Genomic DNA, 26,949 nt, shown 5'->3' on the forward strand with positions numbered 1-26,949 from the left:
CCGCCCCCGACGCGGCCCAGGCCCGCACGCTCGCCGCCAACTCGGCCAGCGCGCTCGTCGCCGCCCGCCCGCAGTACCTGCACGCCAGCGCCGACGACGCCTTCGTCCAGAAGCCCGTCATCACCTCCGAGGGCACCCAGTACGTGCCCTACGAGCGCACCTACAAGGGCCTGCCGGTGACCGGTGGCGACTTCGTCCTGGCGACCGACTCCGCCGGCAACCTGAAGTACGCCTCCGTCGCCCAGCAGCAGAGCATCGGCAGCCTCGCCACGACGCCGAAGCTCAAGGCCGCGGCCGCGGAGAAGACCGCCCGCGCCCAGCTGAAGAGCGTCGCCGGCGTCGAGGGCACCACGCTCGTCGTCTACACCCTCGACAGCAAGCCGACCCTGGCCTGGGAGACCACCGTCCGGGGCACCTCCGCGGACGGCCCGAGCCGACTCACCGTGGACGTCGACGCCCTGACCGGCGAGGTGCTGCGCAAGCAGGAGCACGTCGTGCACGGCAGCGGCACCGGCGCGTGGAACGGGCCGAGCCCGCTGACCCTCAACACCACGCTGTCGGGCAGCACGTACTCGATGAAGGACCCGGGCGTCACCAACCAGAGCTGCCAGGACGCCGCGACCAACACGACGTTCTCCGGCTCGGACGACGTCTGGGGCAACGGCACGGCCACCAACAAGGAGACCGGCTGCGTCGACGCGCTGTTCGGCGCCCAGACCGAGCACAAGATGCTCGCCCAGTGGCTCGGCCGCAACGGCGCGAACGGCAGCGGTGGCGCCTGGCCGATCCGGGTGGGCCTGAACGACCAGAACGCCTACTACGACGGCACCCAGGTCCAGATCGGCAAGAACACCTCCGGTCAGTGGATCGGTTCGATCGACGTGATCGCCCACGAGATCGGCCACGGCATCGACGACCACACCCCGGGTGGCATCTCCGGCAACGGAACCCAGGAGTTCGTCGCCGACACCTTCGGCGCGGCGACCGAGTGGTTCGCCAACGAGCCCGCCAGCTACGACGCTCCGGACTTCCTGGTCGGCGAGAAGATCAACCTGGTCGGCAGCGGTCCGATCCGCAACATGTACAACCCGTCGGCGCTGGGTGACCCCAACTGCTACTCCAGCAGCATCCCCAGCACCGAGGTGCACGCGGCGGCCGGACCCGGCAATCACTGGTTCTACCTGCTGGCCAACGGCAGCAGCCCGACCAACGGTCAGCCGGCCAGCTCGACCTGCAACGGCAGCAGCGTGACCGGCCTGGGCATCCAGCAGGCCATGAAGATCATGTACAACGCGATGCTGCTGAAGACGACGTCCTCGTCGTACCTGAAGTACCGCACCTGGACGCTGCAGGCGGCGAAGAACCTCTACCCGACCGGCTGCACCGAGTTCAACACGGTCAAGGCCGCGTGGGACGCGGTCAGCGTGCCCGCGCAGGCCGGTGACCCGACCTGCAGCGGCAGCACCACCCCGCCGCCCACCGGCAGCTGCTCCGGTCAGAAGCTGGCCAACCCCGGCTTCGAGTCCGGTGCGGTGGGCTGGAGCGCCACCTCGGGGGTCATCACCAACTCGACCGGGCAGGCCGCGCGCAGCGGTTCGTACAAGGCGTGGCTCGACGGGTACGGCTCGACCCACACCGACACCCTGTCGCAGTCGGTCAGCATCCCGGCCGGATGCCGGGCCACGCTCTCCTTCTACCTGCACATCGACACGGCCGAGTCGGGCAGCACCGTCTACGACAGGCTGACCGTCAAGGCCGGCAGCACCACCCTGGCGACGTACTCCAACGTGAACGCCGCCGCCGGCTACGTCCTGAAGTCCTTCGACGTCTCGTCGCTGGCCGGCACCACCGCGACCATCTCGTTCAGCGGTGTGGAGGACAGCTCGCTGCAGACGTCCTTCGTGATCGACGACACCGCGCTCAACCTGAGCTGATCATCAAGGAAAGCGGTCGGTCGTCGTCCTCCCGGCGACCGACCGCTTCGCCGAGCTGTCGCCGCCCCTCGAAGAAGTCGAGCAGCCTCTTCCTGCCGGTCGGCGACTCGAACGCGTACCCGTGGTCGAACTTGACCATCGGGAGGCGACGACGCCGCGCGGCCAGCGCGTCCAGCGCCCGGGTGGCTTCCTTCTCGGCCTTGAGCAGCTCGTCGCGTTCCCGCTGGCACTCTTCGGCCGTCACGATCCGCGGTTTCTCCATGCCGGGATCCTGAACCGGAGCACCGACATTCTGCCGGCCCGGGCGCGCCTCGGTCGGTCGGCGCGGGTCAGTCCGGCCGGCCGCCGCCCAGCCGGGCCGCGGCGTGTTCCATCGCCTGGCTGAACATCTCCATCTGCCGCCTGGACTGCTCCCGCAGGCCGCCGAGCCGCGCGGCCAGGGCGTCCGCGTCGGCCCGTGCCGAGGCGCTGACCTGGGCTTCGAGGTCGGCGAGGGCGGCGTTGACGGCCACCACGATGTGCCCGCAGACGGCCTCGACGCCCGCCGCCGACAGCCGCGGGTCGACGGTGACGGACTCCAGCCGTCCACCCTGGACGACCACGGCTCGCACCAGCCCGTCGGCCGCCGTGCCGTCGGCGCGCAGCAGTTCCTCCGCATCGCCGTCGGGGTGCTCGACGGGCCGGGAGCGCATCGCCGACAACGCCTGCTGGGTCCGGGTCAGCAGTTCATCCAGGCTCGCGGCCGCGGAGAACGGTTCGTTGGTCATACCCGCGCTTTCTTCACGTCCTTTCCGAGCACCGTGACGATAGCAATCCGCCACTCGGCCCGCCCGCCACCTCGGCGTCCCGTCCACCATTCCGGACGGCGATCGCCCGGCCGGTGCTCCGGCCGGGCGTTCGTCCGCTGCGCCGGCTCCGGCCCGTGGGCCGGAGCCGGTGGTACGTCAGCGCAGGCGCAGCCGCTGACCCGGGAAGATCAGGCCCGGATCGTCGCCGACCACGCGCTTGTTGCGCTCGTACAGCGCGTGCCAGCCGCCGGCCAGGTCCCGCGCGTCGGCGATCATCGACAGCGTGTCGCCCGGCTTGACCACGTAGGTGCCCGAGCCGCCCGAGGCCGGCGCGGTACGCCGGTGGCTGCGGGTGGTCGGCCGCTCGCTCCGCGAGGAGCGCTTCTCCGCCTTGGACTTGCTGCCGGAGTCCGAACGGGACGCCGACCCGGAGTCCCTGGTGGAGTAGCGCTTGGTCGAGCCGCCCTTCTTGCCGCAGACCGGCCAGGCACCGATGCCCTGCCCGTCGAGGACCTTCTCGGCGATCGCGATCTGCTCGCCGCGGCTGGCCAGATCGGCCCGGCTGGCGTACTTCTGGCCGCCGTAGCCGTTCCAGGTGCCCTTGGAGAACTGCAGGCCACCGTAGTAGCCGTTGCCGGTGTTGATGTGCCAGTTGCCGCCGGACTCGCACTGGGCGATGGCGTCCCAGTTCACGCTGGCCGCGCTGGCTGGCGCGGCCGGGCCGAGGATCGCGGCGGCACCGGTGGCCGCGCCGACGACGAGCGCCCCGACGGCGACCCGACGGCGGCCGGTCCGGCGGTGACGTGCGCTGTGTTCAGTTGCCATGGATTTCCTCCACGCCGACGAGGTGAGCTGTCGGGTTCGGGCCGAGGAGCCCGGCCGCCGGTCGGCGGCTTCACCCCGAGGTGTCGAGCACCGAGGAACGTGTGGGTCCCCCGCTCCCGCCTGAGGTCCAGGTACCACGGGGGCCGGCGGCGGAATTAGGCGTTACCGGTCCGTGGTGTCCGCGATCGCGAACGGATACGACGTTAGGAATGATTTCGGACGATCGCCCACTTCTTGTGAAGTTCTTCACCCGGCCGAGCGAAGGCGGGGATTTCCGAGTTGCGACGCTCCCGAACATGCAATAGGGAGGCCGCCGGGTCGACTGCCCGACGGCCTCCGCGGACCCGTTCAGTACGTCAGGCCGTAGCCCTGGGCGAAGAGCGGAACCTGCCCGTCACCGGCGTTTATGGGCTGCTGGCTGACCGAGTTCATCCAGGTCATCGGCAGTTTCCCGGTGGGCGCGGCGCCGAAGAGGACGTCGGCCACGCCGGCACCCTCGGTGCCCGGCAGCCAGGACGCCAGCAGCGCGTCCCATCTGGGCAGCTCGGTGGCGATGTCCATCGGCCGGCCGGACACCAGCACCACGATCACCGGCACGCCGGCGTTGCGCAGGGTGGCGATGGTGCGCAGGTCCTCCCGGTCCAGGCTCATGCTGCCGGTCCGGTCGCCCTGGCCCTCGGCGTACGGCGTCTCGCCGACGACGGCGATCGCGGCCCGGTAGCTGCCGTCGATACCGGTGCCGCGCTGGTTGTAGGTGACCGTCGTGGTCGGACCGACCGCGGCCCGGATGCCCTGCAGGATCGTGGTGCCCGGCGTGATGTTGCCGGAGGAACCCTGCCAGGAGATGGTCCAGCCGCCACTCTGGTTGCCGATGTTGTCCGCGTTCCGGCCGGCCACGAAGATCTTGTTGTCGGCCCGGGCCAGCGGCAGCACGCTGCCGGTGTTCTTCAGCAGCACCTGCGACTCGCGGACGGCCTGCCGGGCGAGCGCGCGGTGGCTGACACTGCCGACCGTGGGGGTCCAGCTCCGGTCGGTGTACGGCCGCTCGAAGAGGCCCAGCTCGAACTTCTTGGTCAGGATCCGCCGGTTCGCGTCGTCGATCCGGCTCAGCGGCACGTGGCCGTTCTGCACCTCGGCACGCAGGGTGCTGATGAAGGTCTTCCAGGCGGCGGGCACCATCACCATGTCGATGCCGGCGTTGACCGCGGCGGTGACCTCGGCGGCGGTGAAGCCGGCGGCGCCGTCGATCTGGTCGATGCCGTTCCAGTCGGAGACGACGAAGCCGGTGAAGCCGAGCTCACCCTTGAGGACGGTGGTGATCAGGTACCGGTTGCCGTGCGTCTTCACGCCGTTCCAGCTGCTGTACGAGATCATCACGACCCGACGCCGCGCTGCACCGCGGCCTGGAACGGTGGCAGGTGGACGGTCCGCAACTCGGCCTCGGTCAGCTGGGTGTCGCCCTGGTCGTCGCCGCCCGCGGTGCCCCCGTCGCCGAGGTAGTGCTTGGCGGTGGCCAGCACTGACGTGGGCCCGCCGAGTGACGGGCCCTGGAGCCCGGTGATCAGCGTGGTCATGTTGGAGGGGAGGTCCGGCGTCTCGCCGAACGATTCGTAGGTGCGGCCCCAGCGGTCGTCGCGGGCCACGCAGAGGCACGGCGCGAAGTCCCAGTCGACACCGGTGCCGGAGACCTCCTCGGCCACCGCCTGGCCGATCTGCTGGACCAGGGCCGGGTCGCGGGTCGCCCCGAGGCCGATGTTGTGCGGGAAGATGGTCGCGGCGACCACGTTGTTGTGCCCGTGCACCGCGTCCACCCCGTAGATCATCGGAATGGCGAGCGGAGTGGCGAGGGCGCCCCGCTGGAAGCCGTCGTACATGTCGGCCCAGCTGGTGGCGGTGTTGGGCGAGGGCGCGGAGCCGCCACTGGAGAGGATCGAGCCCAGCCGGTAGGTGGTCAGGTCGGCGGCGGTCACCGAGCCCCGCTCGGCCTGGGTCATCTGGCCGATCTTCTCGTCCAGGGTCATCCGGGCGAGCAGGTCGGCGACGCGGGTGGCGACGGGCAGGGTCGGGTCCTGGTACGGGTAGGTGGCGGCGTTGGCCGGGCGCGCGGGCACGGCCAGGGCGGTCACGGCGACGAGGAGCAGGGCGAGGCTGAACGGACGGTGGACACGGTGGTGGCGGGTCACAGGTCACTCCTCCCGGAGGAACGGTCATGCCGTTGTCCGGCACCATATGCCACCCGGACATCGACGGACACCGCTGAACGACCCGAGCTGTGAACAATCCTGCCGATTCCTCCGGTCCCGTGAGCACCGGCTGCCGGCCAGGGCTCGTGAGCACCGGCTGCCGGCCAGGGCTACGGTGGCGGGGTCCGCCGGCACGACGCAGCCGACGACCCACCGGCGGCGCGGATCGGGGCGAGGTGGCGGAGCGGACATGACCGACTACGGGCACGAGCTGATCTTCGGCGGCTTCCTCACGCCCGCCGCCGACGACCCGGCGCGGGTGGTCGCCCTCGCCAAGCTCTGTGAGCAGGTCGGCCTGGACCTCGCCACCTTCCAGGACCACCCGTACCAGCCGAATCTCCTCGACACCTGGACGCTGATGTCGTACCTGGCGGCGGCGACCAGCCGGATCCGCCTTGCCGGCAACGTGCTGAACCTGCCGCTGCGCCAGCCGGTGGTGCTGGCCCGCAGCGTGGCCAGTCTGGACCTGCTCACCGGCGGCCGGGTCGAGCTGGGCCTCGGCGCGGGCGCCTTCTGGGAGGCGATCGAGGCCGCCGGGGGACGTCGCCGCACGCCGCGCCAGGCGGTGGACGCGCTGGACGAGGCGATCCGGGTCATCCGGGAGGTCTGGGCCACCGACCGGCGGGGCATGGTCCGGGTCGACGGGGAGCACTACCGGGTGGTCGGCGCGAAACGCGGGCCCGCGCCGGCGCACGAGGTGGGGATCTGGGTCGGCGCGTACAAGCCGCGGATGCTGCGGCTGGTCGGCCGGGCGGCGGACGGCTGGCTGCCGTCGCTGGCGTACCTGCCCAAGGGGCCGGCCGAGCTGGCCGAGCTCAACGCGCTGGTCGACGACGGCGCCGAGGCGGCGGGGCGGGATCCCCGGTCGGTACGGCGGCTGCTCAACGTCTCCGGGCGGTTCACCCCGTCCCGCTCCGGCTTCCTCGTCGGGCCGCCGGAGCAGTGGGTGGAGGAGCTGGCCGGCCTCGCCCTCGACCACGGCACGTCCGGGTTCGTCCTCGCCGCCGACGACCCCACCGCCATCCAGCTGTTCGCGCAGGAGGTGGCGCCCGCCGTACGCGAGCTGGTCGCCGCCGAGCGCGCCGAGCCCGGCAGCCGCGCCGAGGCCGTCGAGGAGCAGCGCGAGGCGGTCCAGGCCGGCGGCTCCACCACGCTCGCCGTCACCGCCACCCCGGATCCGGGGGTACGGCTGACCGACCATCAACTGTGGGACGAGTCCACCCGCCCGGCCGCCCCGCTGCCGCCGGCCGGGCACGTCTACACCCCGCACGCCCAGGCCGTCGGCGCACACCTGGTCGACGTGCACGACCACCTGCGCCAGGAGCTCGGGCAGGTGCGTGACCTGCTCGAGCAGGTCCGGCGCGGGGTGGTCTCCGCCGGTGCGGCACGGGCCGTGCTCAACGAGATGACCATGCGGCAGAACAACTGGACGCTGGGGGCGTACTGCGCCGCGTACTGCACGGCGGTGACCCAGCACCACGGGCTGGAGGACAACTCGATCTTCCCGCACCTGCGCCGTTCGGACCCGGGGCTGGGCCCCGTGCTCGACGCCTGGCGGCGGAGCATGTGGTGATCCACGACGTGGTGGAGGGCGTGGACCGGGCCCTGGTGGACCTGATCCGCAACCCGGGCGACTTCACCGAGCTCCAGAAGGCGGTGGACGTCCTCACCGACACCCTGCTGTCGCACCTGTCGTACGAAGAGCAGAACATGGTCGAGCCGCTTGCCCGTTACGGCTTCTACGCCGGTCAGGTGTGACGGCCGGGCACACCCGGCTCGTCGCCGTATTCCCGATGGCGCCGGCCATCGGCGTGATCCAGCTGGCTTTGGTTTTCCTAAGTCAGCGGCGTACCGTCGTCCGCATGACGGACTTCCTCAAGCAGCGCGACGCCTGGTTGACCAGCAACTGCTCGATCGCCCGCGCGCTCGAGGTGGTGGGGAACCGGTCCACGCTCCTGCTGCTGCGGGAGGCGTCGTTCGGCACCCGCCGCTTCGACGACTTCGCCCGGCGGGTCGGCGTCAGCGAGCCGGTCGCCGCCGCGCGGCTGAAGCAGCTCGTCGCCGACGGCCTGCTCGAACGGCGCCCCTACCGCGAGCCCGGACAGCGCACCCGGGACGAGTACCTGCTGACCCCCAAGGGGCAGGAGCTGCTGCCGGTGCTCACCGCGCTGCGGCAGTGGGGGGACGCCTGGGCCGCCGACGAGGCCGGCCCCTCGGTCCGCGTCGAACACCACGACTGCGGCGCCGCCGTCCACGCCCGGCTGCGCTGCGAGGCCGGGCACGACGTGCCGCCCGACGAGATCGACGTCCGCCCGGGCCCGGGACTGCGACGGGCCTGACCGGTCAACCGGTCGCCATCCAACCCTCGACAATCAGGAGCAGCACATGAAGATCGCTGGACGCAGCGCCCTCGTCACCGGGGCCAACCGCGGCTTCGGCCGCCACCTCGCCGCCGAACTGGCGGCCCGCGGCGCCACCGTCTACGCCGGGGCCCGCAACCCGGACAGCGTCGACCTGCCGGGCGTCACCCCGGTCCGGCTGGACATCACCGACCCGGACTCGGTGGCCGCGGCCGCCGCGCTGGCCGGCGACGTCACGCTGCTGGTCAACAACGCCGGCATCAGCACCGGGGCCGACCTGCTCGACGCCGACCTGGCCACCATCCGGCTGGAGCTGGAGACCCACTTCCTCGGCACGCTGTCGATGGTGCGGGCATTCGCGCCGCGCATCGCCGCCAACGGCGGCGGGACCATCCTGAACATCCTCTCCGCCCTGTCCTGGGTGAGCTTCCCGCAGACGGGGGCGTACAGCGCCGCCAAGTCGGCCGAGTGGTCGATGACGAACGGCCTGCGGGTGCAGCTCGCCGACCGGGGCGTCCGCGTCGCTGGCCTGCACGTCGGCTACATGGACACCGACATGACGGCCAACGTCTCCGCTCCCAAGTCGGACCCGGCCGAGATCGCCCGGCTGGCCGTCGACGGGATCGAGGCCGACCGGTACGAGATCGTCGCCGACGAGACCTCCCGGCGCGTCCTCGCTGGCCTGTCCGGCGGGGTGGCCGCGATCTATCCCCAGCTGTCCTGACGACCGGACGCGCGGCGGGTCCCCTGGTGGGATCCGCGCGCGTCGCCGTCGACCGGCGCACAATGGCGGCATGCGACAGGGCTTCACTCACACGGCGGTCCTCGCGATGGCCCCGACGACGACCCGGCCGCCCCCGGGGCCGCCGTCACGAGCGTCCTCTGTGGTCACTGGGAGCACGAGGGGCCATGCCCGGTCGCGCCGCACCACACAGGGGCGGAACGGCACGGCGACGAGGTGCGCCTGCGCATCCTCTTCGCCGCCGAACCGCACCTGGAGGAGCGCGTGCGGCGCGACATCGACCGGGCCCTCACCGGCGGCGAGCTGACCGGCCCCGACGGGCGGACGTCGCGGTGGCGGCTGCTGAGCAGCGGGCCGGCCGAGCCGTCCACCCAGGAGGGGGCGCACCTGGCGCGACTGGCACGCGGTTGACGTTCTCTCCGCCCTAAAGGACGGAGATTCCCTCGACGGTGCGTGTGGAACAGCGCACAGCGTCCGAGCGGATTCCTGCTTCTCGGCGCGGTGCCGGCACGAATACCGGTCTTACCTGCGCTCCACAGGCGTTTAGGCTCTCGGCGCGTCCCGCCGCGAGCACGTTGATGGCCGCGTTGACGTCCCGGTCGTGAACCGCCCCGCAAGGGCAGGTCCATGACCGGAGGTTCAGCGGTTTGGGTCCGTCGATCCGGCCGCACATAGAGCAGGTTTGCGACGTGGGCACGAACCGGTCGATCTTTGTGAAGGTGCGCCCGTACCGGGCGGCCTTGTACTCCAGCATCGCCGTGAACTGTGTCCAGCCGGCGTCGTGCACGGACTTGGCCAGCCTGGTCCGGCCGAGACCGACGACGCACAGGTCCTCGACGTACACCGCTTGGTTGTCGCGGATGATCCGTGTCGAGAGTTTGTGCTGCCAGTCCCGCCGCGTGTCGGCCACCCGGGCGTGCGCCTGCGCCACCTTCACGACGGCCTTGGCGCGGTTGTTGCTGCCCCGCTGCTTGCGGGAAAGGTCCTGCTGCAACCGGCGCAGCCTGCGGGCGGCGCGGCGCAGGAACTTCGGGGCCGCGACCTTCGTGCCGTCGGAGAGCACGGCGAAGTGGGTGAGGCCCAGGTCGATACCCACCTCGGAGGCGACCGGCGGCAACGGCTCATCGCTGGCCTGGACGACGAATGAGGCGAAGTACCGGCCCACCGCATCCTTGATCACCGTCACCGAGCTGGGCTCGGCCGGCAAGGTCCGGGACCAGCGCACCGGCACGTCCCCGATCTTCGGCAGGCGCAACCGGCCGTTGTCCAGCACCGCGAACCGGGCGTTCCTGGTGAACCTGATGGCCTGCCGGTTGTCCTTACGCGACCGGAACCGCGGCGGCGCGACCTTGCGCCCCTTGCGCTTCCCGGACAGCGAGGCGAAGAAGTTGCCGTACGCCACGTTCAGGTCCGCGAGGGCCTGCTGCAACACCACCGACGACACCTCGCCCAGCCACGCCCGCTCGGGCGTCAGCTTGGCCCGGGTGATGACCTGCTTCGACAGGTCCCCGTCGCAGACGTACGGCTCGCCCGCCTCGTGGGCCTGCTGACGTGCGCGCAGCCCGTCGTTGAACACCACCCGCGCGCACCCGAACGCCCGAGCCAGCGCTTCCTGCTGGACGGGCGTCGGGTAGACGCGGTAGTTGTACCGCAACTGCACATCAGACAGTCTGGCAGCCGCCTATGACAGACATCGGCAGCGTCCGCACCGGCAGACACCGCGTCCTCGCCCTCCACACCCACTCGGTTTCGTGACGAAATGCCGGCACAGGGTGTTCGCCGACCGGGCACCTGATCCGGCTCGAAGAGATCATGCGCGCGGTGTGCGCCGACTTCGAGACCGAGCTCGTCGAGTTCACCGGCGAAGGCGAGCACGTGCACCTGCTGGTCAACTTCCCACCCAAGGCCGCCCTGTCGAAACTCGTCAACAGCCTCAAGGGCGTCTCCTCACCGTCCTGCGTCAGCACATCGAACAGCAGAACCGGCCGGGTTAGAGCACTGGCCCGCACCCCGGTAGCGCCCGTCAGTCGGCCGCAGCGCGGGCGCCGCGGCGACGGACGGCAGCGCCCTACAACGTGCGGGCGAGCCGATCGGCGAGGATCCGGGTGAACCGCGACGGGTCGGCCAGCTCCCCACCCTCGGCGAGCAGCGCCATGCCGTACAGCAGCTCGGCGGTCTCGGTCAGGGCCTCGGTGTCGGCGCCCTGCTCGTGGGCCTTGCGCAGCCCGGTGACGAGCGGGTGACCCGGGTTGAGCTCGAGGATCCGCTTGACCCGTGGCACCTCCTGCCCCATCGCCCGGTACATCTTCTCCAGGGTCGGGGTCATGTCGTGCGCGTCGCCCACCACGCAGGCCGGCGAGGTGGTCAGCCGGGAGGAGAGCCGGACCTCCTTGACGCTGTCGGCGAGCGCGCCGCTCAGCCAGGTCAGCAGCTCGGCGTAGTCCTTCCGCTCCGCCTCGGCCTGCGCCTTCTCCTCGTCGGTCTCCAGGTCGACCTGGCCCTTGGCCACCGAGCGCAGGGTCTTCCCGTCGTACTGGCCGACCCGCTCGACCCAGACCTCGTCGACGGGGTCGGTGAGGATCAGCACCTCGTAGCCCTTGGCGCGGAACGCCTCCAGGTGCGGCGAGTTCTCGATGGTGCTGCGGGACTCGCCGGTGGCGAGGTAGATCTCCGACTGGCCGTCCTTCATCCGCGCGACGTAGTCGCGCAGCGTGGTCAGCTCGGCCGGGTCGTGGGTGGAGGCGACCCGCACCAGGTCCAGCAGCGCCTCGGTGTTGTCCGGGTCCTCGAGCAACCCTTCCTTGACCACCGCGCCGAACTCCGCCCAGAAGGTGCGGTAGGACTCGGCCGACATCTCCTTGAGGGTGGCGAGGACCTTCTTGACCAGGCGCCGGCGCACGGCGCGGATCTGCCGGTCCTGCTGGAGGATCTCCCGGGAGATGTTCAGCGACAGGTCGTGGGCGTCCACGACGCCCTTGACGAAGCGCAGGTAGTTGGGCATGAGCGCGTCGCACTCGTCCATGATGAACACGCGCTTGACGTAGAGCTGCACGCCGCGGCGGCCCTGCGGGGAGAACAGGTCCAGTGGCGCGTGCGACGGCAGGAAGAGCAGCGCCTCGTACTCGAAGGTGCCCTCGCCGCGCATGTGGATGGTCTCGAGCGGGTCGGCCCAGTCGTGGCTGACGTGCTTGTAGAACTCCTGGTACTCGGCCTCGTCGACCTCGTCGCGGGACCGGGCCCACAGGGCTTTCATCGAGTTGAGGGTCTGCGTCTCGTGGCTGGTCGCGCCGTCCTCGCCGGGGCGCTCGACGGTCATCCGGATCGGCCAGGCGATGAAGTCGGAGTACCGCTTGACGATCTCCCGGATCGTCCACTCGGCGGTGTAGTCGTGCAGGTTGTCCTCGGTGTCGACCGGCTTGAGGTGCAGGGTGACGGAGGTGCCCTGCGGGGCCTCGTCGACCGCCTCGACCGAGTAGGTGCCCTCGCCGGTGGATTCCCACCGGGTGCCGCCGCTCTGCCCGGCCCGTCGGGTCAGCAGGGTGACCTTGTCGGCGACCATGAAGGTGGCGTAGAAGCCCACCCCGAACTGGCCGATCAGTTCCTGCGAGGCGCCGGCGTCCTTCGACTCGCGCAGCTTGCGCAGCAGCTCTGCCGTGCCGGACTTGGCGATCGTGCCGATCAGCCCGACCACCTCGTCGCGGGACATGCCGATGCCGTTGTCCCGCACGGTGAGCGTACGGGCGTCCTTGTCGACCTCGATCTCGATGTGCAGGTCGGCGGTGTCGACGGCGAGATCCTTGTCGACCATCGACTCCAGCCGGAGCTTGTCCAGCGCGTCCGACGCGTTCGAGATGAGTTCGCGCAGGAAGACGTCCTTGTTCGAGTAGATCGAGTGGACCATCAGCTGGAGCAGCTGACGGGCCTCGGCCTGGAACTCCAACGTCTCGACCCGGTCGCTCACACCGACTCCCTTCCCTCGTGCGGCCCTTCCGGCGAACAGGATACGAGCCGTGCCGGCGTGGGCGGCGGAGGGTGGCCGGAGTCGGGTCTGGTCCAACCAGTTGACGGGTTGATGTGTCCGGGGCCACACTGCTGCCCATGGCCTTCGCCCCCGTCCCCCGCGCCTCCGTCTCCGACCACGTCTTCGGTCAGCTCCGCGACGCCATCGTCAGCGGTCGCTACCGGCCGGAGGAGACGCTGCCCGGCGAGCGGGAGCTGGCCGCCGCGTTCGCGGTCAACCGGCACGCCGTGCGGGAGGCGCTGCGCCGGCTCCAACAGCTCGGGCTGGTCCGGGTCAGCCAGGGCGGCGCGACCCGGGTGCTGGACTGGCGGGTGCACGCCGGGCTGGACCTGGCGCTGTCGCTGACCCAGTCGGGCGACGTACTCCCGGTGGCGACGCTGGTCCGCGACATGCTGGAGATGCGGGCGTGCGTCGGGACCGACGCGGCCCGGCTCTGCGCCGAGCGCGGCGAGCCGGCGGCCACGGCCGCGGTGGTCCGGGCCGTCGAGGAGTACGCCGCGCTCGCGCCCGACCTGCCGCGGATGGCCGAGGCCAACATCGCCATGTGGCGGCTGATCGTCCGCGGCTCCGGCAACACCGCCTACCTGCTGGCCTTCAACAGCCTGGTGGCCGGCACGCTCGCCGTGGGCGACGTCCCGCCCGAGGGCCGGGCCGCCGAACTGCTCGATGTCGCCGCCCACCGCCGGCTCGCCGCGGCCATCGCCGCCGGGCAGGGCGCGGCTGCCGCCCGGCACGCCCGGGCGCTGCTGACGGCCCCGGTCACCACCCCCACCACCCCGTCCGCGTCCGTCCGGAAGGGAAGCCCGAGCTTGACATCTTCCCGGCCCTAAAGGACTGGGATTCCCACGGTCGCCCGTGGGGTTTCCTGCTTCGTCACCGACCGCCTCGTCCGGGAGGTCTCCCGTTGAGGTCTTACACCAGCTCCACAGGCCGACGCCGCCAGCCCGGCGGCCAGAATGTTTCGCGCCGCGTTCACGTCACGGTCGTGGATGGCGCCGCAGGCGCACGTCCAGGTGCGGACGTGCAGCGGCATCGTGTCCCGAACGGTTCCGCAGGTCGAGCACAGTTTGGAGGAGGGGAACCAGCGGTCGACCACGATCACCTTGCGGCCGTACCACTGGGCCTTGTACTCCAGCATGCTGCGGAACTCGCGCCACGCCGCGTCGCTGATGGCGCGGGCAAGTGTGTGGTTTTTCAGCAGGTTCCGAACGGCAAGGTCCTCGATCACGATCGTTTGGTTTTCACGAACGAGCCGAGTGGTGATCTTATGCAGGTGGTCGCGTCGCCGGTCGGCGATGCGAGCGTGAACCTTGGCGACCTTGCGGCGGGCCTTGTCCCGGTTCGCCGAGCCCTTGACCTTCCGCGACAGCTGCCGCTGGGCGCAGGCTTGCCGGGCACGATCGCGCTGCTCATACCGGGGGTTGGTGATCTTTTCCCCGGTCGACAGGGCCAGCAGGTGGTCAAGCCCGACGTCTATCCCGATCGCCCGGTCGGTGGCGGGAAGCGGCTGCACGGACGGGTCCTCGTACAGCAGGGACACGAACCAACGCCCAGCCGCGTCCTGAGACACGGTCACCGTCGACGGCTGTGCCCCCTCGGGGAGACGTCGGGACCACACGATATGCAGCGGCTCCGCCATCTTCGCCAGCGTCAGCTCGCCGTCCCGCAAGCGGAAAGCGCTGGTGGTGTACTCCGCCGACTTCCGCGATCTCTTCCGGCTCTTGAATCGCGGGTATTTTGCGCGTTTGGCGAAGAAGTTGGTGAAGGCCGTCTGAAGGTGCCGCAGGGCTTGTTGGAGCGGAACGGAGGAAACCTCGTTGAGGTAGGCCAGGTCCTCGGTCTTCTTCCACGCGGTCAGCATCGCCGACGTGGCGTTGTAGGTGACGCGTTCCTGCTGGAGCTTCCAGGCCTCGTTACGCGCCGCCAAGGCAAGGTTGTAGACCTTCCGCACGCAGCCGAACGTGCGCGACAGCTCAGCTGCCTGCGCCTCCGTCGGATAGAAGCGGTACTTGAACGCCCGCTTCACACGCCTGGTCCTCATGCCTCTCGGACTATCGCAACAGGGTGTGACAACCTGCGGGCTCTCGGGAAGGGCCACCAGTCCGCGTTGCCGGTGAACCGGCTACCCTGCCCTGCTCCGCAGGAGTCCGATTCCTCCCCGCCTAAAGGACGGTTTTCCTCGAAGGAGTTCAGATGATCCCCGCCGTGCTCTACGCCGTCCCGGCGTTCCTGCTGCTCATCATCGTCGAGGCCCTCTCCTACCGGTTCGCGCCGGACGACGACGAACGCGGCTACGAGCTGCGCGACACCACCACCAGCCTCTCCATGGGGCTGGGCAGCCAGGTGATCGGCTTCCCGTGGAAGCTGGCCACCGTCGGCCTCTACGCCGGGCTCTGGACCCTCGCCCCGATCCACCTCTCCCCCGGCAACTGGTGGACCTGGGTGCTGCTCTTCTTCGCCGACGACCTGGCCTACTACTGGTTCCACCGGCTGCACCACGAGGTACGGGTGCTCTGGGCCAGTCACGTCGTGCATCACTCCAGCGTCTTCTTCAACCTCTCCACCGCGCTGCGGCAGAGCTGGACGCCGATGACCTCGCTGCCGTTCTGGCTGCCCCTCGCCCTGCTCGGTATCCCGCCGTGGATGATCTTCCTCCAGCAGTCGATCAGCCTGCTCTACCAGTTCTTCCTGCACACCGAGCGGGTCAACGTGCTGCCGCGGCCGATCGAGTGGATCTTCAACACCCCGTCGCACCACCGGGTCCACCACGGCGCCAACACCGAGTACCTGGACCGCAACTACGCCGGCATCCTGATCGTCTGGGACCGGCTCTTCGGCACCTTCGAGCCGGAACGCGCCACCGTCCGGTACGGGCTGACCAAGAACATCACCACCTACAACCCGTTGCGGGTGGCCACCCACGAGTACGCCGCGATCTGGGCGGACGCCCGGCGGGCCACGTCCTGGCGGCACCGGCTCGGCTACGTGCTCGGCCGGCCCGGCTGGCAGCCCGCCCGGTGAGGCGGCGCTGGCTCGGGGCGTTCGGAGGCGTCGCCGCCGCCGAACTGGTCGGCGTCGCGTTCGGCCTGACCGCGGTGCAGTGGCTGGCCAAGCCGCTGCTGGCGCCGCTGCTGCTGGGATACCTGTACAGCGCCCGGCGGCGGGTCGATCCGGTGGCGGTCGGGCTGGTCTTCGCCACCGCCGGGGACGTGGCGCTGCTGGTGCCGGGACGGCGGGCGTTCCTGGTCGGGATGGGTTGCTTTCTGGTCACCCAGCTCGCCTTCCTGACCGCGTTCGTCCGGCACGCCGGCCGCCGGTCCCGGCCGTGGTGGCGTACCTGGCGCTCTGGGCGGTGGCCAACGCGCTGCTCTGGGGCGCGCTGGGGCCGCTGCGGGTGCCGGTGCTCGGCTACAGCCTGGCGCTGTCCCTGATGGCGGCCGCCGCTGCCGGGGTGTCCCGGCGGGCGGCCCTCGGCGGCGCGCTCTTCCTCGGCTCCGACCTGCTGATCGGGCTGGGCGCGGCCGGCGTCGCGGTGCCCGGCCAAGGGCTGCTGGTGATGGCGACCTACAGCGCGGCGCTGCTGCTGATCACCACCGCCTGGGCGCACCGGCCGACGGACGGCCCGTCGTCGACGGCGGCGGCGCCGGCCGTCCCGATCGTCCACCCGTCGCGCTGAGCGCCCCCGACCAGCCCCGACCGGTATCCTGCTCCGGGTCGACGAAGGGGAGGTGGGCGTGTCCAGGGACACCGGGCGCAAGCTCGTCGCCTCCAACAAGAAGGCGCGGCACGACTACACGATCCTCAAGACCTACGAGGCGGGGATCGTGCTGGCCGGCACCGAGGTCAAGTCGCTGCGCGAGGGGCGGGTGTCGCTGGTCGACGCGTTCGCCCAGGAGCGCGACGGCGAGATCATGCTGTACGGCCTGCACATCGCCGAGTACGGCTACGGCACCTGGACGAACCACCAGCCCCGGCGCACCCGCAAGCTGCTGCTGCACCGGGTGGAGATCGCCCGGATCCTGGAGAAGCTGCGCGAGGGCGGCGGCGGGTTGACCCTGGTGCCGCTGTCGATGTACTTCGCGGGCGGCTGGGCCAAGGTCGAGCTGGGCCTGGCCCGGGGCCGCAGGTCGTACGACAAGCGGCAGGCCCTCGCCGAGCGGGATGCCAACCGGGAGATAGCCCGGGAGCTGGGCCGACGCCTCAAGGGGGCGCGCCGCCCCGCCCGGTGAGGGACGGTACGGACCGAGGCCCGGCCCCCACCACGGGGAGCCGGGCGTTGGTTCGGGTGGCGGTGTCAGTCGGTGCAGGAGGGCTCGTCGAAGTGCCCCGGGGTGCTCGGATAGGCCGCCCCGGCGCCCTGCTCCCGGTTGTCCCTCGGATAGACGTAGGACAGCTCCAGGAAGGCCGAGGTGCCCGCGGTGGTCACATCGGACGGGGTGCGACCCGCGCCGGTGGCCCAGGCCAGCCTGGTGAGGAAGTCCTGCATCGCCGGGCTGTGCTGGCGGATGTCGTTGAATCCGCCGTACGCGGCGTTGCAGTGGGTGTACAGGTTGTACGCGCCGTTCCAGTCGAAGAGCCGGTCACCGTTGTTCGGGCCGTTCGCCGTGACGTCGCCCTGGAGCACGTCCCGGTCCCAGCCGCCGTAGATCCAGTCGGTGCCGTGGTGGTGCTGGTTGTCGGCCAGGACGTCGTTGTCCAGGTTCGTCATCTCGAACCAGCGGCACGGGTCGACGGTCCCCGCGGCGGTGGTCTGCGGCCAGGCCCCGGCGGCGCAGTCGTCCGGGTACGAGCCGCGCGGCCGGAAGTCCAGCAGGTCGGAGCCGAGCACCGCGTCCGCCGCCGGTCCGCTGGTCGTTCCGGCGCCGCCGAACAGGTGATCCACGTACTGGTCGCGGTCCCCCCGGGCGGCGGCGCTGAAGACACCGTCGACCTGGCACTGCGGCTCGGCCGCGTCGAGCACCGGGTCGCAGCCCTTGCCGCCCCACAGCACGTCGGAGCCCTCCGAGCCGAACAGTTCGTCGCCGCCGCTGTCGCCGTTGGCGACGTCGTCGCCGAAGCCGCCGTGGATGTTGTCCGCCCCGGCGCCGCCGCGGATGAAGTCACCCGCGCCGGCGGTCAGCCCGGCGTACGGCATGGGCGCCGAGGTGGGGTCGCCGATCCAGGCGTCGCCGTCGGTGTCGTGCAGCAGGTCCACCCGCCGGTCGTAGCCGCCGGCCCGGAACCCGGTGTACGTCTCCTGCGGCACCGACGACAGGGTGGCGGTGAAGCCCAGCGCCGCCACGTCGTCGGCGTTGAGGTACTGGTTCACCACGCCGCCCCGGTCGCCGAGGATGGCGTCCCGGCCGTCGTCGCCGTAGAGGGTGTCGACGCCCAGCTCACCGAAGAGGTCGTCGTCGCCGTCCCCGCCCCGGATGGTGTCGTCGCCGTCCTGGCCCCACACCCCGTCGTTGCCGGCGTCGCCGTAGAGCTGGTCGTTGCCGAACGCGCCGGCCGGCTCGCAGGTGGGCTGGGCGGTGGTGCAGAACCGGGTGGACGGCCCCGGCAGCGCCGGGTCGTGGGTCCGCGCCGCCGTGGCGTCCGCCGGCACCGCACCGGTCGGGTACCGCTCGGTGTAGACCCGCTCGGCGGACTTCCCGTCGACCGTGGTCACGGTACGCAGCAGCGAGCCGTTGTCGCCGAGGAGCACGTCGTCGCCGCCGTTGCCCTCGACCACGTCGACGGTGTCCCGGAAGCCGGCCGCTGAGCTGCGCCGATCAGGTCGTCCTGCCCGGCCGGCGCGCCGGTTCCGACCAGGTCGGCCGCGGCGGCCGGGTCACCCGGCCAGCCCGGGTCGGCAGCGGGGCGACCGTGGCACGGCCCGCCGCGGCGAGGGCGATGTCGCCGCGCAGCACGTCCGCGCCGCCGTTGCCCTCCAGGTAGTCGCCGTTCCCGTCGCCGGTCAGCGCGTCGTCGCCGTCCTGGCCCCAGAGGGTGTCGACGCCGTCGCCGCCGCTGATCCGGTCCGCGCCGTACCGGTTGGCGGTGACCGCCGCCCGGTCCAGCAGCACCACGATCCGCGGGCCGAACGGTGCGCCGTCGGCGCCGAGCCGGACGGTCACCGAGGTCGGCTGCTCACCGGTGAGCGGGCGCAGCACCGCGCCGTTGTCGCCGATGACCGCGTCGGAACCGGGTCCGCCGAAGAGGGCGTCCGCGGTGTCCGGCTGGCCGCTGGTGGTCGCGCCGGTCCCGTCGTACGCGGTGCTGGAGCCGCCGACGAGGTCGTCGTCGCCGGCGTCGCCCTCGACCCAGTCCGAGCCGGGGCCACCCTCGGCGAAGTCCGCGCCCGCGTCGGCGTGCACCCGGTCCGGTCCGCCCTGGCCGAGGATCACGTCGTCGGCGTCCCCACCGGAGATGAGGTCACCGCCGCTGGTGCCGGCCGCCGGGGTGAACCCGAGGTCGAGCAGGGTGACCTTGCGCGGCGGACCGGCCCGGCCCTGGGTGACCCGGGTCGCGTCGGCGGTGGCCGGCGTGAACCGGGCGTTGTCCCCGGCGATCAGGTCGGTGTCGGCGTCGCCGTACAGCTCGTCGCCGACGTCGGGGCGGCCGGTGCCGGCGGCGGGCTCCTGCCCGGAGCCGCCGACGATCTCGTCCCTGCCGAGGTCACCGTGGACCAGGTCGGCGCCGTTGTTCCCCTCGAGCTGGTCGTCCCCGGCGTCACCGTTGATCCGGTCGTCGCCCAGGCCGCCGTACGCGACGTCGGCGTCCGCGCCGCCGGAGATCACGTCCCCGGCGCCGCGCCGGGGACGTCACCGGCCAGGTCCAGCGGGTACGGCCCGACGTCCCCGATGCGCGGGGTGCCGTTGTCGCCGACGATCCGGTCGACGCCGTCCTCGCCGTAGAGGAGGTCCCGGCCGTCGCTCACCCCGGCGGCGCGGCCACCGCCGTAGAGCACGTCGGCGTCGGGGCCGCCGAAGACCTGGTCGGCGCCCTCGTTGCCCTCGGCGGTGTCCACGCCGGCGCCGCCGTAGAGGCCGTCGTCACCGGCGTTGCCGAAGAGCAGGTCGGCACCGTCGTCGCCGTGCAGCTGGTCGACGCCGGCCGCGCCCCAGACCCGGTCGGCGCCGCCGCCCAGGTGCAGGGTGTCGTCGCCGAGCTGACCGCAGGCGCGGTCGTCGCCGCCGCCGAGGTCGGCCCGGTCGGCGCCGCTGCCGGCGGAGACGATCTCGGCCCCGGCGCCGCCGAGGATGAGGTCGGCCGCGCCCTGGTCGGCGGGGGCCGGCTGGCCGCCCGCGAGGGTGGCGTCGGCGCAGGTCTCGGCGGGCAGGTGCCGGTCGCCGAAGACCGTCGCCCCGCCGTCGCCGCCGATCACGTGGTCGCTGCCGAGGCCGCCGACCAGCAGCTTCGTCTGCGACTGCGTGCCGGTCGGCAGGGGATCGTGGGTGACCTGCCGGAACGGGCCGTAGCCGTCGGAGCCGCCCGGCTCCCCGATCGCCGACGGTTCGGCGATCACGTAGTCCTCGTCGGGCCCGCCGAACAGCTCGTCGGTGCCGTAGCCACCCACCAGCACGTCGTCGCCGCCGTAGCCGTACACCCTGCCGGTCTGGCCGTTGGCGGAGTGGGAGACGACCAGGTCGGTGCCGGCGCTGCCGTGCACGGTGTCCTGACCTGCCCCGGTGTCGACCCGGTTGGTCAGCCCGGCGTCGCCGCTGCCGGCCTGGTCGGCGTCGGCCGGCACGGTGGTGTCGTACGTGTGGATGGTGTCGTCGTTCTTGCCACCGTTGACGGTGTCCCCGCCCGGACCGCCGACGAGGACGTTCTTCCCGCTCGGCCGGTCGTCGAGGACCACGCCGAGCACGTCGTCGCCGCCGTTGCCGTAGACCCGGTTGGTGCCGTGGCCGACGGTGACGTGGTCCACGGCGCCGGCCGGGTCGCCGGTGGGGTCGGTCAGCGTGGTCCAGTCGATCAGCCCGGTGAGGCTGGTGTCGCCGACCGAGGTGTGCACGGTGGTGGCCGCGCGGTTGCTGCCGCCGAGGCCGCTGTCGCCGGCCACCACGTCGTTGCCGTCGCCGGTGGTGACGGTGTCCTGGCCGGGTCCGCCGGCGACCCGGCTGACGGCGCCGGCGGCCTCGGTGGTGACGATGACGTCGTTCCCGCCGCGTCCGTCCACGTAGGCCGGTCCGGTGCCGGTGCGGATCTGGTCCTTGCCGTCGGAGCCGAGCACCACCGCGGTCTTGTCGAAGGCGGAGGTCTTGGTGCCGTCGCCGCTGGTGTCGCCGTCGCCGAGCAGGAGCACCGACATGGACGTCTTGTCCGGGTCGGCGACCTGGTAGCCCCGCCCGTCGACGACCACCCGGGTCAGGTTCGGGTCGAGGAACTCCTGCTTGCGGCCGAGGGCCTCGACGGCGAAGCCGTCGAAGTCGTCGCTGGCGCCCTCGGCGCCCGCCTCGGCGTAGTGCAGGGCGTACACCTTGATCACGTCACCGGCGTAGGTGCCGGAGCCGTTGTCCCAGGCCTTGTCCCCGCGCTGCTCCTTCTTGCCGAACTTGCCGGCGAAGACCACCAGCGTGTCCCCGACCGTGCCGCCGAGCTCCGGTGGCTTGGGTTTGCAGTCCGGTTGCGCCCGGAAGTCGAGCAGGGTCGCGTCGACCAGGGTGAAGTCGAAGGTCTTGGAGAACAGGAACAGGTCGATGGTGATGTAGACCTTGAGGAAGACCGACAGCTGCCCGCTGGTGGTGAAGAGGCAGACCGGGTTCACCAGCAGCGCCTGGAGGAACTCGCTGGTGCGGAACTTGCCGTCGTTGTTCGGGTCGTTCCAGCTGAAGCCCACGGTCAGCCGGATGCCGCCCTGGATGCCGGCCTTGACGATCAGCACGCTCACCTCGGCCCCGGCGGCGATCTCGCCGCGCAGGGTGACCACCGGGACGGGCTTGCCGCTGCTGTCGGCGGTCTTGAAGTAGAGCCCGTCGAGGAGGCTGACCGCGTCGATCGCGGTGCCGTCGTTGGCGGCCTCGATCGCGTGCCGGATGCCCGCGGTGTCCAGTCCGGCGATGAACCGGGCGGTCACCGAGGCGCTGCCGGCGAGGGTGATCAGCACCGGCGGCGGGGCGTAGACCGGCCCGAACGACTGCCGCCAGCTGAAGCCCAGCGCGAGCGGGCCGGAGTCGAAGCTGACCAGCTCCACGTCCTGCCCCATCAGCAGCCCGAACAGGGAGCCCGGGTTGTCGAAGATCGGGAAGCTGAACCCGGTCTTCTGCGCGTTGGACCTGCCGTCGGCCGACGGGGTGAAGAGCTTCTCCCCGTCGTCGCCGGCGGCGGTGTCCACCGCCGACTTGACCTCGGCCGCCGACTTCGCCCGGGTGAACGGGTCGTCCCGCTTGATCAGGCTCTCCGCCGAGGCTGGCGACACCTCGGTGGTGAGCGCCCTGGCCGGGTCGACCAGGAACTGGCCGAGCGGGATGGAGCAGCCGGCGTCGCAGTCGGGTATCCGGTTCACGAAGGTGATCACCGCGCGGACGGTGTCGATGAAGTCGAGCTTCGGGCCGTCGTTGAGGGTGCTGAACGTCTTGGCGAGCCAGACCAGGGTGATGTCCGGTCCGCCGGTGGCCTTGGAGAGGTCCGACAGCACCGGAATCGGCGCGTAGAGGGTGTCGATGACGGGCTGCAGCGGGCCGGTGACGGCCTTGAGCTTCTCCACCACCGGCTTGAGGATCTTGTCGAAGAAGGCGCCGGCGTCCAGCGCGATGTCGGTGAAGGTGACCTGCAACGGCGTGCTGACACCGTTGCCCGTCGCGGTCAGCCCGCCCTGCTTGTGTGCCAGGCCCCACTTGAGCCCGAAGCGGGCGCTGATGCCGGGCAGCGCGGAGCCCACCTCGTCGCCGGTGTTCAACACCGCCGCCAAGTTCCAGTCGATGTTGACCTTGGCGGTGAGGTCGGTGGCGAGCAGCGCGCCCAGGTCGCCGAATTCGGCGAGCGTGAGCTTGGCGTCGGCGTCCGCGGTGCAGTCGGCGGTGACCGCCGGGTCGAAGCAGCTCTTCTCCCCCGGCGCGCCCTTCAGGTCGATGCCGAAGTACGCCTTCACCAGCGGGTCGGTGCCCTGCTTGGTGGCGTTGACCTGGATGAAGGCGAGCTGGGCGGCGAGGTCCCCGGTGGTGTCGAACTGGGCGCCGATCTGCACCTCTGGCGTGGTGTCCCCGTCGTGGGTGGGGACGTAGAAGCCCTCGTCCCGGTCGAGCACCAGGTCCAGGTGCAGCTTCCAGCCGAGCGCGGCCCGGATGCCGTCGGGGGCGCCCTTCTTCGCCTTCAGGGACAGGCCGGGGATGCCCAGATCGAGCGGCACGTTGACGCCGAGGCACTTGTTGCTGTCGCCGGCGTCCTTGCAGCCGTCCGCCGCCGAAGGCGCGCCCCGGGAGGTGGTGAGCTTGATCCGGATCGACCGGAAGTCCTCCGGCTGGCAGGGCTCGGCCACCCCGGTGCGGCAGCCGACCACCGCGCTCACGCCCGGGTCGAGCTCCTTGAGCACATCGTCGAGGGCGGCCTGCAGGCCGGCGCTGTCCAGCGTGGCGTTGGCCAGCACCGGGCCGATCGCGGCCTTGACGTCCTCGCGGAGCTGCGCCACGAACTTCTGGCCCTGTTGCAGGTCGTCGCCGACCAGGGGCAGCTTGCCGTCGAAGCTGGCCAGCCGCAGCGCCTCCTCCACCTTGGCCAGGTAGCCGTCGATGCCGACGTTGAAGTCGGTGAGCTTCATGGTCAGGTTGGCGAAGCAGGAGGCGAGGTCCGGGGTGTTCGCGGTGGCCGTCAGGTCCAGGCCCATGGTGAAGGTGAGCAGGTTGGTGGCGTCGGCCGGCTCGCAGTTGTCGACGAACAGCGGGGCGCGGGCGCAGATCGGCACCGTGTCGCCGCCGGTCCCGCCGCCGCAGTCGACGCCCGCGGTGGTGAACTGCGGGGTCACCCCGAACAGGCCGCTGATCGGTCCGTCCTCGGTGAGGCCGCCGAGCCCGACGCTGAGGTTGGCCTTCACGGTGGCGAAGTCCGGGTCCTTGCCCAGGTTGAGGGCGAGCGGGCCGACCCGGGCGGCGATCGCGCCGTCGGTCACCCCGCCGGAGACGGTGACGCTGGCCGAGGAGGTGTGGTCCAGCAGCGGCGCGGCGTCCAGCCGCAGCGGCAGCAGCAGGCCCAGCTTGGCGCGGGCATCGACGTCGAGGGCGAAGGTGCCGGAGCTGTCCAGGCTGATCAGGTCGCGGGCGCCGTCCCAGGCGAAGGCGAGCGGCCCGCCGGTCTGGAAGTTCCGCTTCCAGTCCAGCCCGATCCGCAGGAACGGTCCACCCGCGCGCTGGTCCAGGGTGAAGCTGACCCCGCTGCCCGCGCCGATGGCGTTGTTCAGCCCGTCGAGGGCGTCCTGCAGGTTGTCCGGGGGCGCGGCGAGCAGCCGGTCCAGCGCGTCGGCCAGCTCGGGTCGCAGCGCGTACGCCGAACCGTCCTCGGGCTTCGGCGTGCCCGCCGCGTCGATCCGCAGCGTCTGCCCGTCGACCCGGTCCAGCACCCGGTACGCCTGGCTGCCGATCACCACGGTCCGCCCGGCGAGCCGCGGGTCGAATGCGGCGTCCCCGCTGCGCGTGCCGTCCTTGAGCAGGAAGTTGCTCCCGTCGGCGACGAACGTGACGTCCTTGCCGACGCCGCTCTCGTCGGCGCCGAGCAGCTGGCGGGCGGAGCGGCCGAGCAGCGGGATCTCCTTGTTCAGCGGTCCGCTGCCGCCGTCGGGCTGGGACAGCGCCGCGTTGACCAGCCGCAGCGCCTCGACCACCACCGCGAAGAGCGCCTTCGGGTCATCCGGGTCGAAGTCCACGGCGAAGAGCCCGGACAGCCCGGAGGTGTTCACCACCGGCTGCTCGCCGGCCTTCCAGCTGACGTCGACCCCGATGCCCTGGCCGAGCGCGCCGGTGTCGCCGGGGACGCTGACCTTGACCTGGCCGGTGGTCTTCACCGAGGAGGAGGCGGCGAGCAGGGCGGCGGGCTCGGACTGCAACCGCTGGAAGAAGGTGCCGAGGCTGACGTCCTGCGCCTGCTTGAAGCTGACCTGGAGCATCCGTTCCCCGGCGGCGGCCGGGCCGACGGTGAGGTCGCCGCCGAGCTTGACCTTGAGGAAGCCGGCGGTGGCGTAGAAGTCGACCCCGGTGGTGATCGGGAAGTCGGCGGTGAACAGCGGCGTCGCCGGATCGGTGCGCAGCAGCACCCGGTCGGCGTTGGCGGCCGGGCTGCCCAGGTCGTCGCGCAGGTCGAGGACCAGCGTGACGGCGGCGCTGTAGCGCGGCTTGACCTTGGCGAAGCTGGCCTGGGCGTTGGCCGCCCGCAGGCCGACCTTCTTGTTGCCGTCGACCGGGTTTGTGAGGGCGCCGGCCAGCTCGACCGCGCCGGTGTTCGGGCTGGAGCCGCTGATCACCCACACGCTGTCGTTGGTCGGTTGGCCGCCGATCCAGTTCTGGGCCAGGGTGACCGAGTTGGCGGTGTTCGCGGAGACGGTCCCGGCGGAGGTGCCGGCCACCACCCGCTGCCCGACCAGCTCACCGGCGGTGAACCGGTTGCTGCCGACGCTGAACCCGTTGGCCGTGAAGGTGGCGCCGCGGCCGGAGAGCGAGGCGGCCCCCGGGTCCAGCGGCACCTCCACCGTGGACTCCCGCTCCAGCTTGACCCGGAAGACCAGCTTGTCGCCGGCGAAGGCGAGGTTGTCCACGGGCAGACCCTCGGCGGCGAGCAGCGCCACCAACTCCTGGATGGAGCTGAACTTCGGCTGGCCGGCCAGCGCCGGGTCGTCCGAGGCGGGGTCGAACTGCGGGTCGTCCGGCTTCGGGTGGACGTACTTCTTGAGGAAGTCGGCGAGCTTCTCGTTGACCTTGACCGCGTCGGCGAAGGTGCCGCGCAGGAACGGCAGGCTGAGGTTGCCGGCCGGCCCGCTCTGCTGCACCCCGCCGAGCAGGGTGGCGAGCTGGGCCAGTCCGGAGGCCAGGTCCAGCGGGCTCATGTTGCGGAACTTGGCGATCGTCTCGTCCAGCCCGGTGGTGGTCACCGTCGGCGTACCGACGGAGATGTCGTTCCAGTCGACCTTGACGGTCGCCGCGACGGCCGGCAGGGCGAAGGGCGCGCCCGTGGTGGCCGCGCCCAGGTTGACCACGGCGTGCACCGATCCGGGACCGGGCTCGGTCTCGGTGTCCGAGATCCGGCCGCCGCCGGAACCGTCCAGGGCGACCTGGACCAGGCCGGCCAGGGAGCCGGCCGCACCGAGTTCACCGGTGCCCGCGCCGGCGGCGGTGTCGAAGGCCAGCCGGCCGTCGCCGTTCGGATCGGTGAGGGTGACCTTGACGTGGGTACGGGCGGTCAACGTGCTGCCGGCGGTGAGCGTGACGCCGAGGATGCCCATCGACGCGGTGGCCTTGTCCAGGTCGGCGCGCAGCCGGGCCGCCGCGTCGATGTCGAGGCGCGGGGTGTCGCCGTCCCGGACCAGGTAGGTCTCCCCGGCGGCGGTGTGCCGGGCCCGCAGGTGCAGGGTGGCCCAGCCGGTGACGGTGACCGCCTTGGCGAGGGTCACCCCGCCGACGGTCAGGTCCTTGTCGGCGACCTCGCGTTTCGTGGTCAGCAGCACGTCCAGTAGGTGGTCCCCACCGCTGGCGGTCACCGAGCTGGTCAGCCGGACGCCGCCGCCGAGGTCCACGTCGTCCTTGGTGAGGCCGCTGGCCAGGGCGTCGGACGCCTTCCGGGTGAGCTTGTCGGCGTCCACCAGCGCGCCGGGGCTGACGCCGAGCAGCGGCAGCGGCTGGCCGAGCAGCCCGACCCGGGACAGGCCGTCCTCGGACCACCCGGCGGTGCGGGACATCAGGCTCTTCAGCGCGGTCTCCCACGCCTCGTCGGCGTGGGCGGGCGCCGCCGTCCACACCAGAGCCATCGCCGCCGTCACCACCGTCGCGATCGCCGCGGCGAGCAGCCTTCGTAGAGCCACCATGAGCCACCTCGTTCATCCGATGGCCGTCACCGACGGCGCGGGTTCCGCGCCAGCACATCGATCGCGG

The 26,949-nt window shown here is 71.7% G+C and carries 20 protein-coding genes, 2 pseudogenes and 1 riboswitch; of the genes and pseudogenes, 11 read left to right on the forward strand and 11 right to left on the reverse strand.

Annotated elements, in window-relative coordinates; translation table 11 throughout:
* The coding region (locus tag JNW87_RS06645) for a M4 family metallopeptidase (RefSeq protein WP_238453303.1) at nt 1-1,934 on the forward strand (1,934 nt) is incomplete at its 5' end.
* On the opposite strand, the gene JNW87_RS06650 is transcribed toward JNW87_RS06645, so the two are convergent.
* The 5 genes and pseudogenes from JNW87_RS06650 to JNW87_RS06670 all read right to left on the reverse strand — a co-directional run.
* Nucleotides 1,921-2,196 (reverse strand): DUF899 family protein, encoded by a 276-nt coding sequence (locus JNW87_RS06650; protein WP_109801694.1) that lies wholly within the window; start codon nt 2,194-2,196, stop codon nt 1,921-1,923. The genes JNW87_RS06645 and JNW87_RS06650 overlap by 14 nt on opposite strands.
* Before the next feature lie 67 nt (nt 2,197-2,263).
* Nucleotides 2,264-2,701, reverse strand: coding sequence for a YbaB/EbfC family nucleoid-associated protein (locus JNW87_RS06655; RefSeq protein ID WP_109801693.1), 438 nt, complete (start codon nt 2,699-2,701; stop codon nt 2,264-2,266).
* Nucleotides 2,702-2,878: 177 nt separating this feature from the next.
* Nucleotides 2,879-3,547 carry a transglycosylase family protein gene (locus JNW87_RS06660; protein ID WP_109801692.1) on the reverse strand — a complete coding sequence of 223 codons (669 nt, stop codon included), beginning with the start codon at nt 3,545-3,547 and terminating at the stop codon, nt 2,879-2,881.
* Nucleotides 3,545-3,719: riboswitch (cyclic di-AMP (ydaO/yuaA leader) on the reverse strand. Its footprint overlaps the gene before it by 3 nt.
* 176 nt (nt 3,720-3,895) lie before the next feature.
* Nucleotides 3,896-4,678 (reverse strand): glycoside hydrolase family 3 C-terminal domain-containing protein, encoded by a 783-nt coding sequence (locus JNW87_RS06665; protein WP_375373469.1) that lies wholly within the window; start codon nt 4,676-4,678, stop codon nt 3,896-3,898.
* Nucleotides 4,679-5,568 (reverse strand): annotated as a pseudogene (locus JNW87_RS06670) (glycoside hydrolase family 3 protein); the annotation flags it as partial.
* 412 nt (nt 5,569-5,980) lie between these two features.
* Here JNW87_RS06670 and JNW87_RS06675 point away from each other — a divergent pair.
* The 5 genes from JNW87_RS06675 (at nt 5,981) to JNW87_RS06695 (ending at nt 9,303) form a co-directional block, all read left to right on the forward strand.
* Nucleotides 5,981-7,363: an LLM class flavin-dependent oxidoreductase gene (locus JNW87_RS06675; RefSeq protein ID WP_238453305.1), complete on the forward strand. Its 1,383-nt coding sequence runs from the start codon at nt 5,981-5,983 to the stop codon at nt 7,361-7,363.
* Nucleotides 7,360-7,548 (forward strand): hypothetical protein, encoded by a 189-nt coding sequence (locus tag JNW87_RS06680; RefSeq protein WP_238453306.1) that lies wholly within the window; start codon nt 7,360-7,362, stop codon nt 7,546-7,548. Before JNW87_RS06675 ends, JNW87_RS06680 begins: the two co-directional genes overlap by 4 nt.
* Before the next feature lie 104 nt (nt 7,549-7,652).
* Nucleotides 7,653-8,129: a helix-turn-helix domain-containing protein gene (locus tag JNW87_RS06685; RefSeq protein WP_109801703.1), complete on the forward strand. Its 477-nt coding sequence runs from the start codon at nt 7,653-7,655 to the stop codon at nt 8,127-8,129.
* A gap of 46 nt (nt 8,130-8,175) precedes the next feature.
* Entirely contained in the window at nt 8,176-8,874 is a 699-nt protein-coding gene (locus tag JNW87_RS06690; protein WP_109801689.1) for an SDR family oxidoreductase, read from the forward strand.
* A 234-nt stretch (nt 8,875-9,108) separates the two neighbouring features.
* Nucleotides 9,109-9,303 carry a hypothetical protein gene (locus JNW87_RS06695; RefSeq protein WP_201749615.1) on the forward strand — a complete coding sequence of 65 codons (195 nt, stop codon included), beginning with the start codon at nt 9,109-9,111 and terminating at the stop codon, nt 9,301-9,303.
* A 13-nt stretch (nt 9,304-9,316) separates the two neighbouring features.
* Here the strand turns inward: JNW87_RS06695 and JNW87_RS06700 are convergent, their stop codons facing one another.
* A complete protein-coding gene (locus JNW87_RS06700) occupies nt 9,317-10,552 on the reverse strand; it encodes an RNA-guided endonuclease TnpB family protein (RefSeq protein ID WP_109801688.1) in 1,236 nt (411 codons plus the stop codon).
* A 134-nt stretch (nt 10,553-10,686) separates the two neighbouring features.
* Between JNW87_RS06700 and JNW87_RS41345 the strand changes: the two genes are divergently transcribed.
* Nucleotides 10,687-11,001: a transposase gene (locus JNW87_RS41345; protein WP_375373470.1), complete on the forward strand. Its 315-nt coding sequence runs from the start codon at nt 10,687-10,689 to the stop codon at nt 10,999-11,001.
* Here JNW87_RS41345 and htpG read toward each other — a convergent pair.
* Nucleotides 10,961-12,793 (reverse strand): molecular chaperone HtpG, encoded by a 1,833-nt coding sequence (gene htpG, locus JNW87_RS06710; RefSeq protein WP_236647767.1) that lies wholly within the window; start codon nt 12,791-12,793, stop codon nt 10,961-10,963. The two genes, JNW87_RS41345 and htpG, sit on opposite strands and share 41 nt — an antisense overlap.
* A 197-nt stretch (nt 12,794-12,990) precedes the next feature.
* Between htpG and JNW87_RS06715 the strand changes: the two genes are divergently transcribed.
* Nucleotides 12,991-13,743, forward strand: a complete 753-nt coding sequence (locus tag JNW87_RS06715) for a FadR/GntR family transcriptional regulator (RefSeq protein ID WP_109801686.1) — start codon at nt 12,991-12,993, stop codon at nt 13,741-13,743.
* Here the strand turns inward: JNW87_RS06715 and JNW87_RS06720 are convergent.
* On the reverse strand, nt 13,740-14,939 hold the full coding sequence (locus JNW87_RS06720) for an RNA-guided endonuclease TnpB family protein (protein ID WP_201749613.1): 1,200 nt from the start codon (nt 14,937-14,939) through the stop codon (nt 13,740-13,742). The two genes, JNW87_RS06715 and JNW87_RS06720, sit on opposite strands and share 4 nt — an antisense overlap.
* Before the next feature lie 167 nt (nt 14,940-15,106).
* On the opposite strand from JNW87_RS06720, the gene JNW87_RS06725 reads away from it, so the two are divergent.
* From JNW87_RS06725 to smpB, 3 genes and pseudogenes are all read left to right on the forward strand, one after another.
* Complete coding sequence (locus JNW87_RS06725; RefSeq protein WP_109801684.1) at nt 15,107-15,934, forward strand: sterol desaturase family protein; 828 nt, start codon at nt 15,107-15,109, stop codon at nt 15,932-15,934.
* 74 nt (nt 15,935-16,008) lie between these two features.
* Nucleotides 16,009-16,589: pseudogene (locus JNW87_RS06730) on the forward strand (lysoplasmalogenase family protein).
* A 58-nt stretch (nt 16,590-16,647) separates the two neighbouring features.
* Nucleotides 16,648-17,142: an SsrA-binding protein SmpB gene (smpB, locus tag JNW87_RS06735; RefSeq protein ID WP_109801702.1), complete on the forward strand. Its 495-nt coding sequence runs from the start codon at nt 16,648-16,650 to the stop codon at nt 17,140-17,142.
* Nucleotides 17,143-17,207: 65 nt separating this feature from the next.
* Here the strand turns inward: smpB and JNW87_RS06740 are convergent, their stop codons facing one another.
* The 3 genes from JNW87_RS06740 to JNW87_RS06750 are packed head-to-tail and all read right to left on the reverse strand — an operon-like array spanning nt 17,208 to nt 26,882.
* Nucleotides 17,208-18,626 (reverse strand): calcium-binding protein, encoded by a 1,419-nt coding sequence (locus JNW87_RS06740; protein ID WP_238453307.1) that lies wholly within the window; start codon nt 18,624-18,626, stop codon nt 17,208-17,210.
* Between the two features lie 40 nt (nt 18,627-18,666).
* Complete coding sequence (locus JNW87_RS06745) at nt 18,667-19,674, reverse strand: calcium-binding protein (protein WP_238453308.1); 1,008 nt, start codon at nt 19,672-19,674, stop codon at nt 18,667-18,669.
* The gene (locus tag JNW87_RS06750; RefSeq protein ID WP_238453309.1) at nt 19,671-26,882 is read right to left on the reverse strand and encodes a calcium-binding protein; all 7,212 of its coding nucleotides are present in this window, start codon (nt 26,880-26,882) and stop codon (nt 19,671-19,673) included. Before JNW87_RS06750 ends, JNW87_RS06745 begins: the two co-directional genes overlap by 4 nt.
* Nucleotides 26,883-26,949 lie beyond the last annotated feature (67 nt).

The organism is Micromonospora sp. ATA51, assembly GCF_016802855.1.
In the GTDB taxonomy this organism is placed as follows: domain Bacteria; phylum Actinomycetota; class Actinomycetes; order Mycobacteriales; family Micromonosporaceae; genus Micromonospora; species Micromonospora sicca.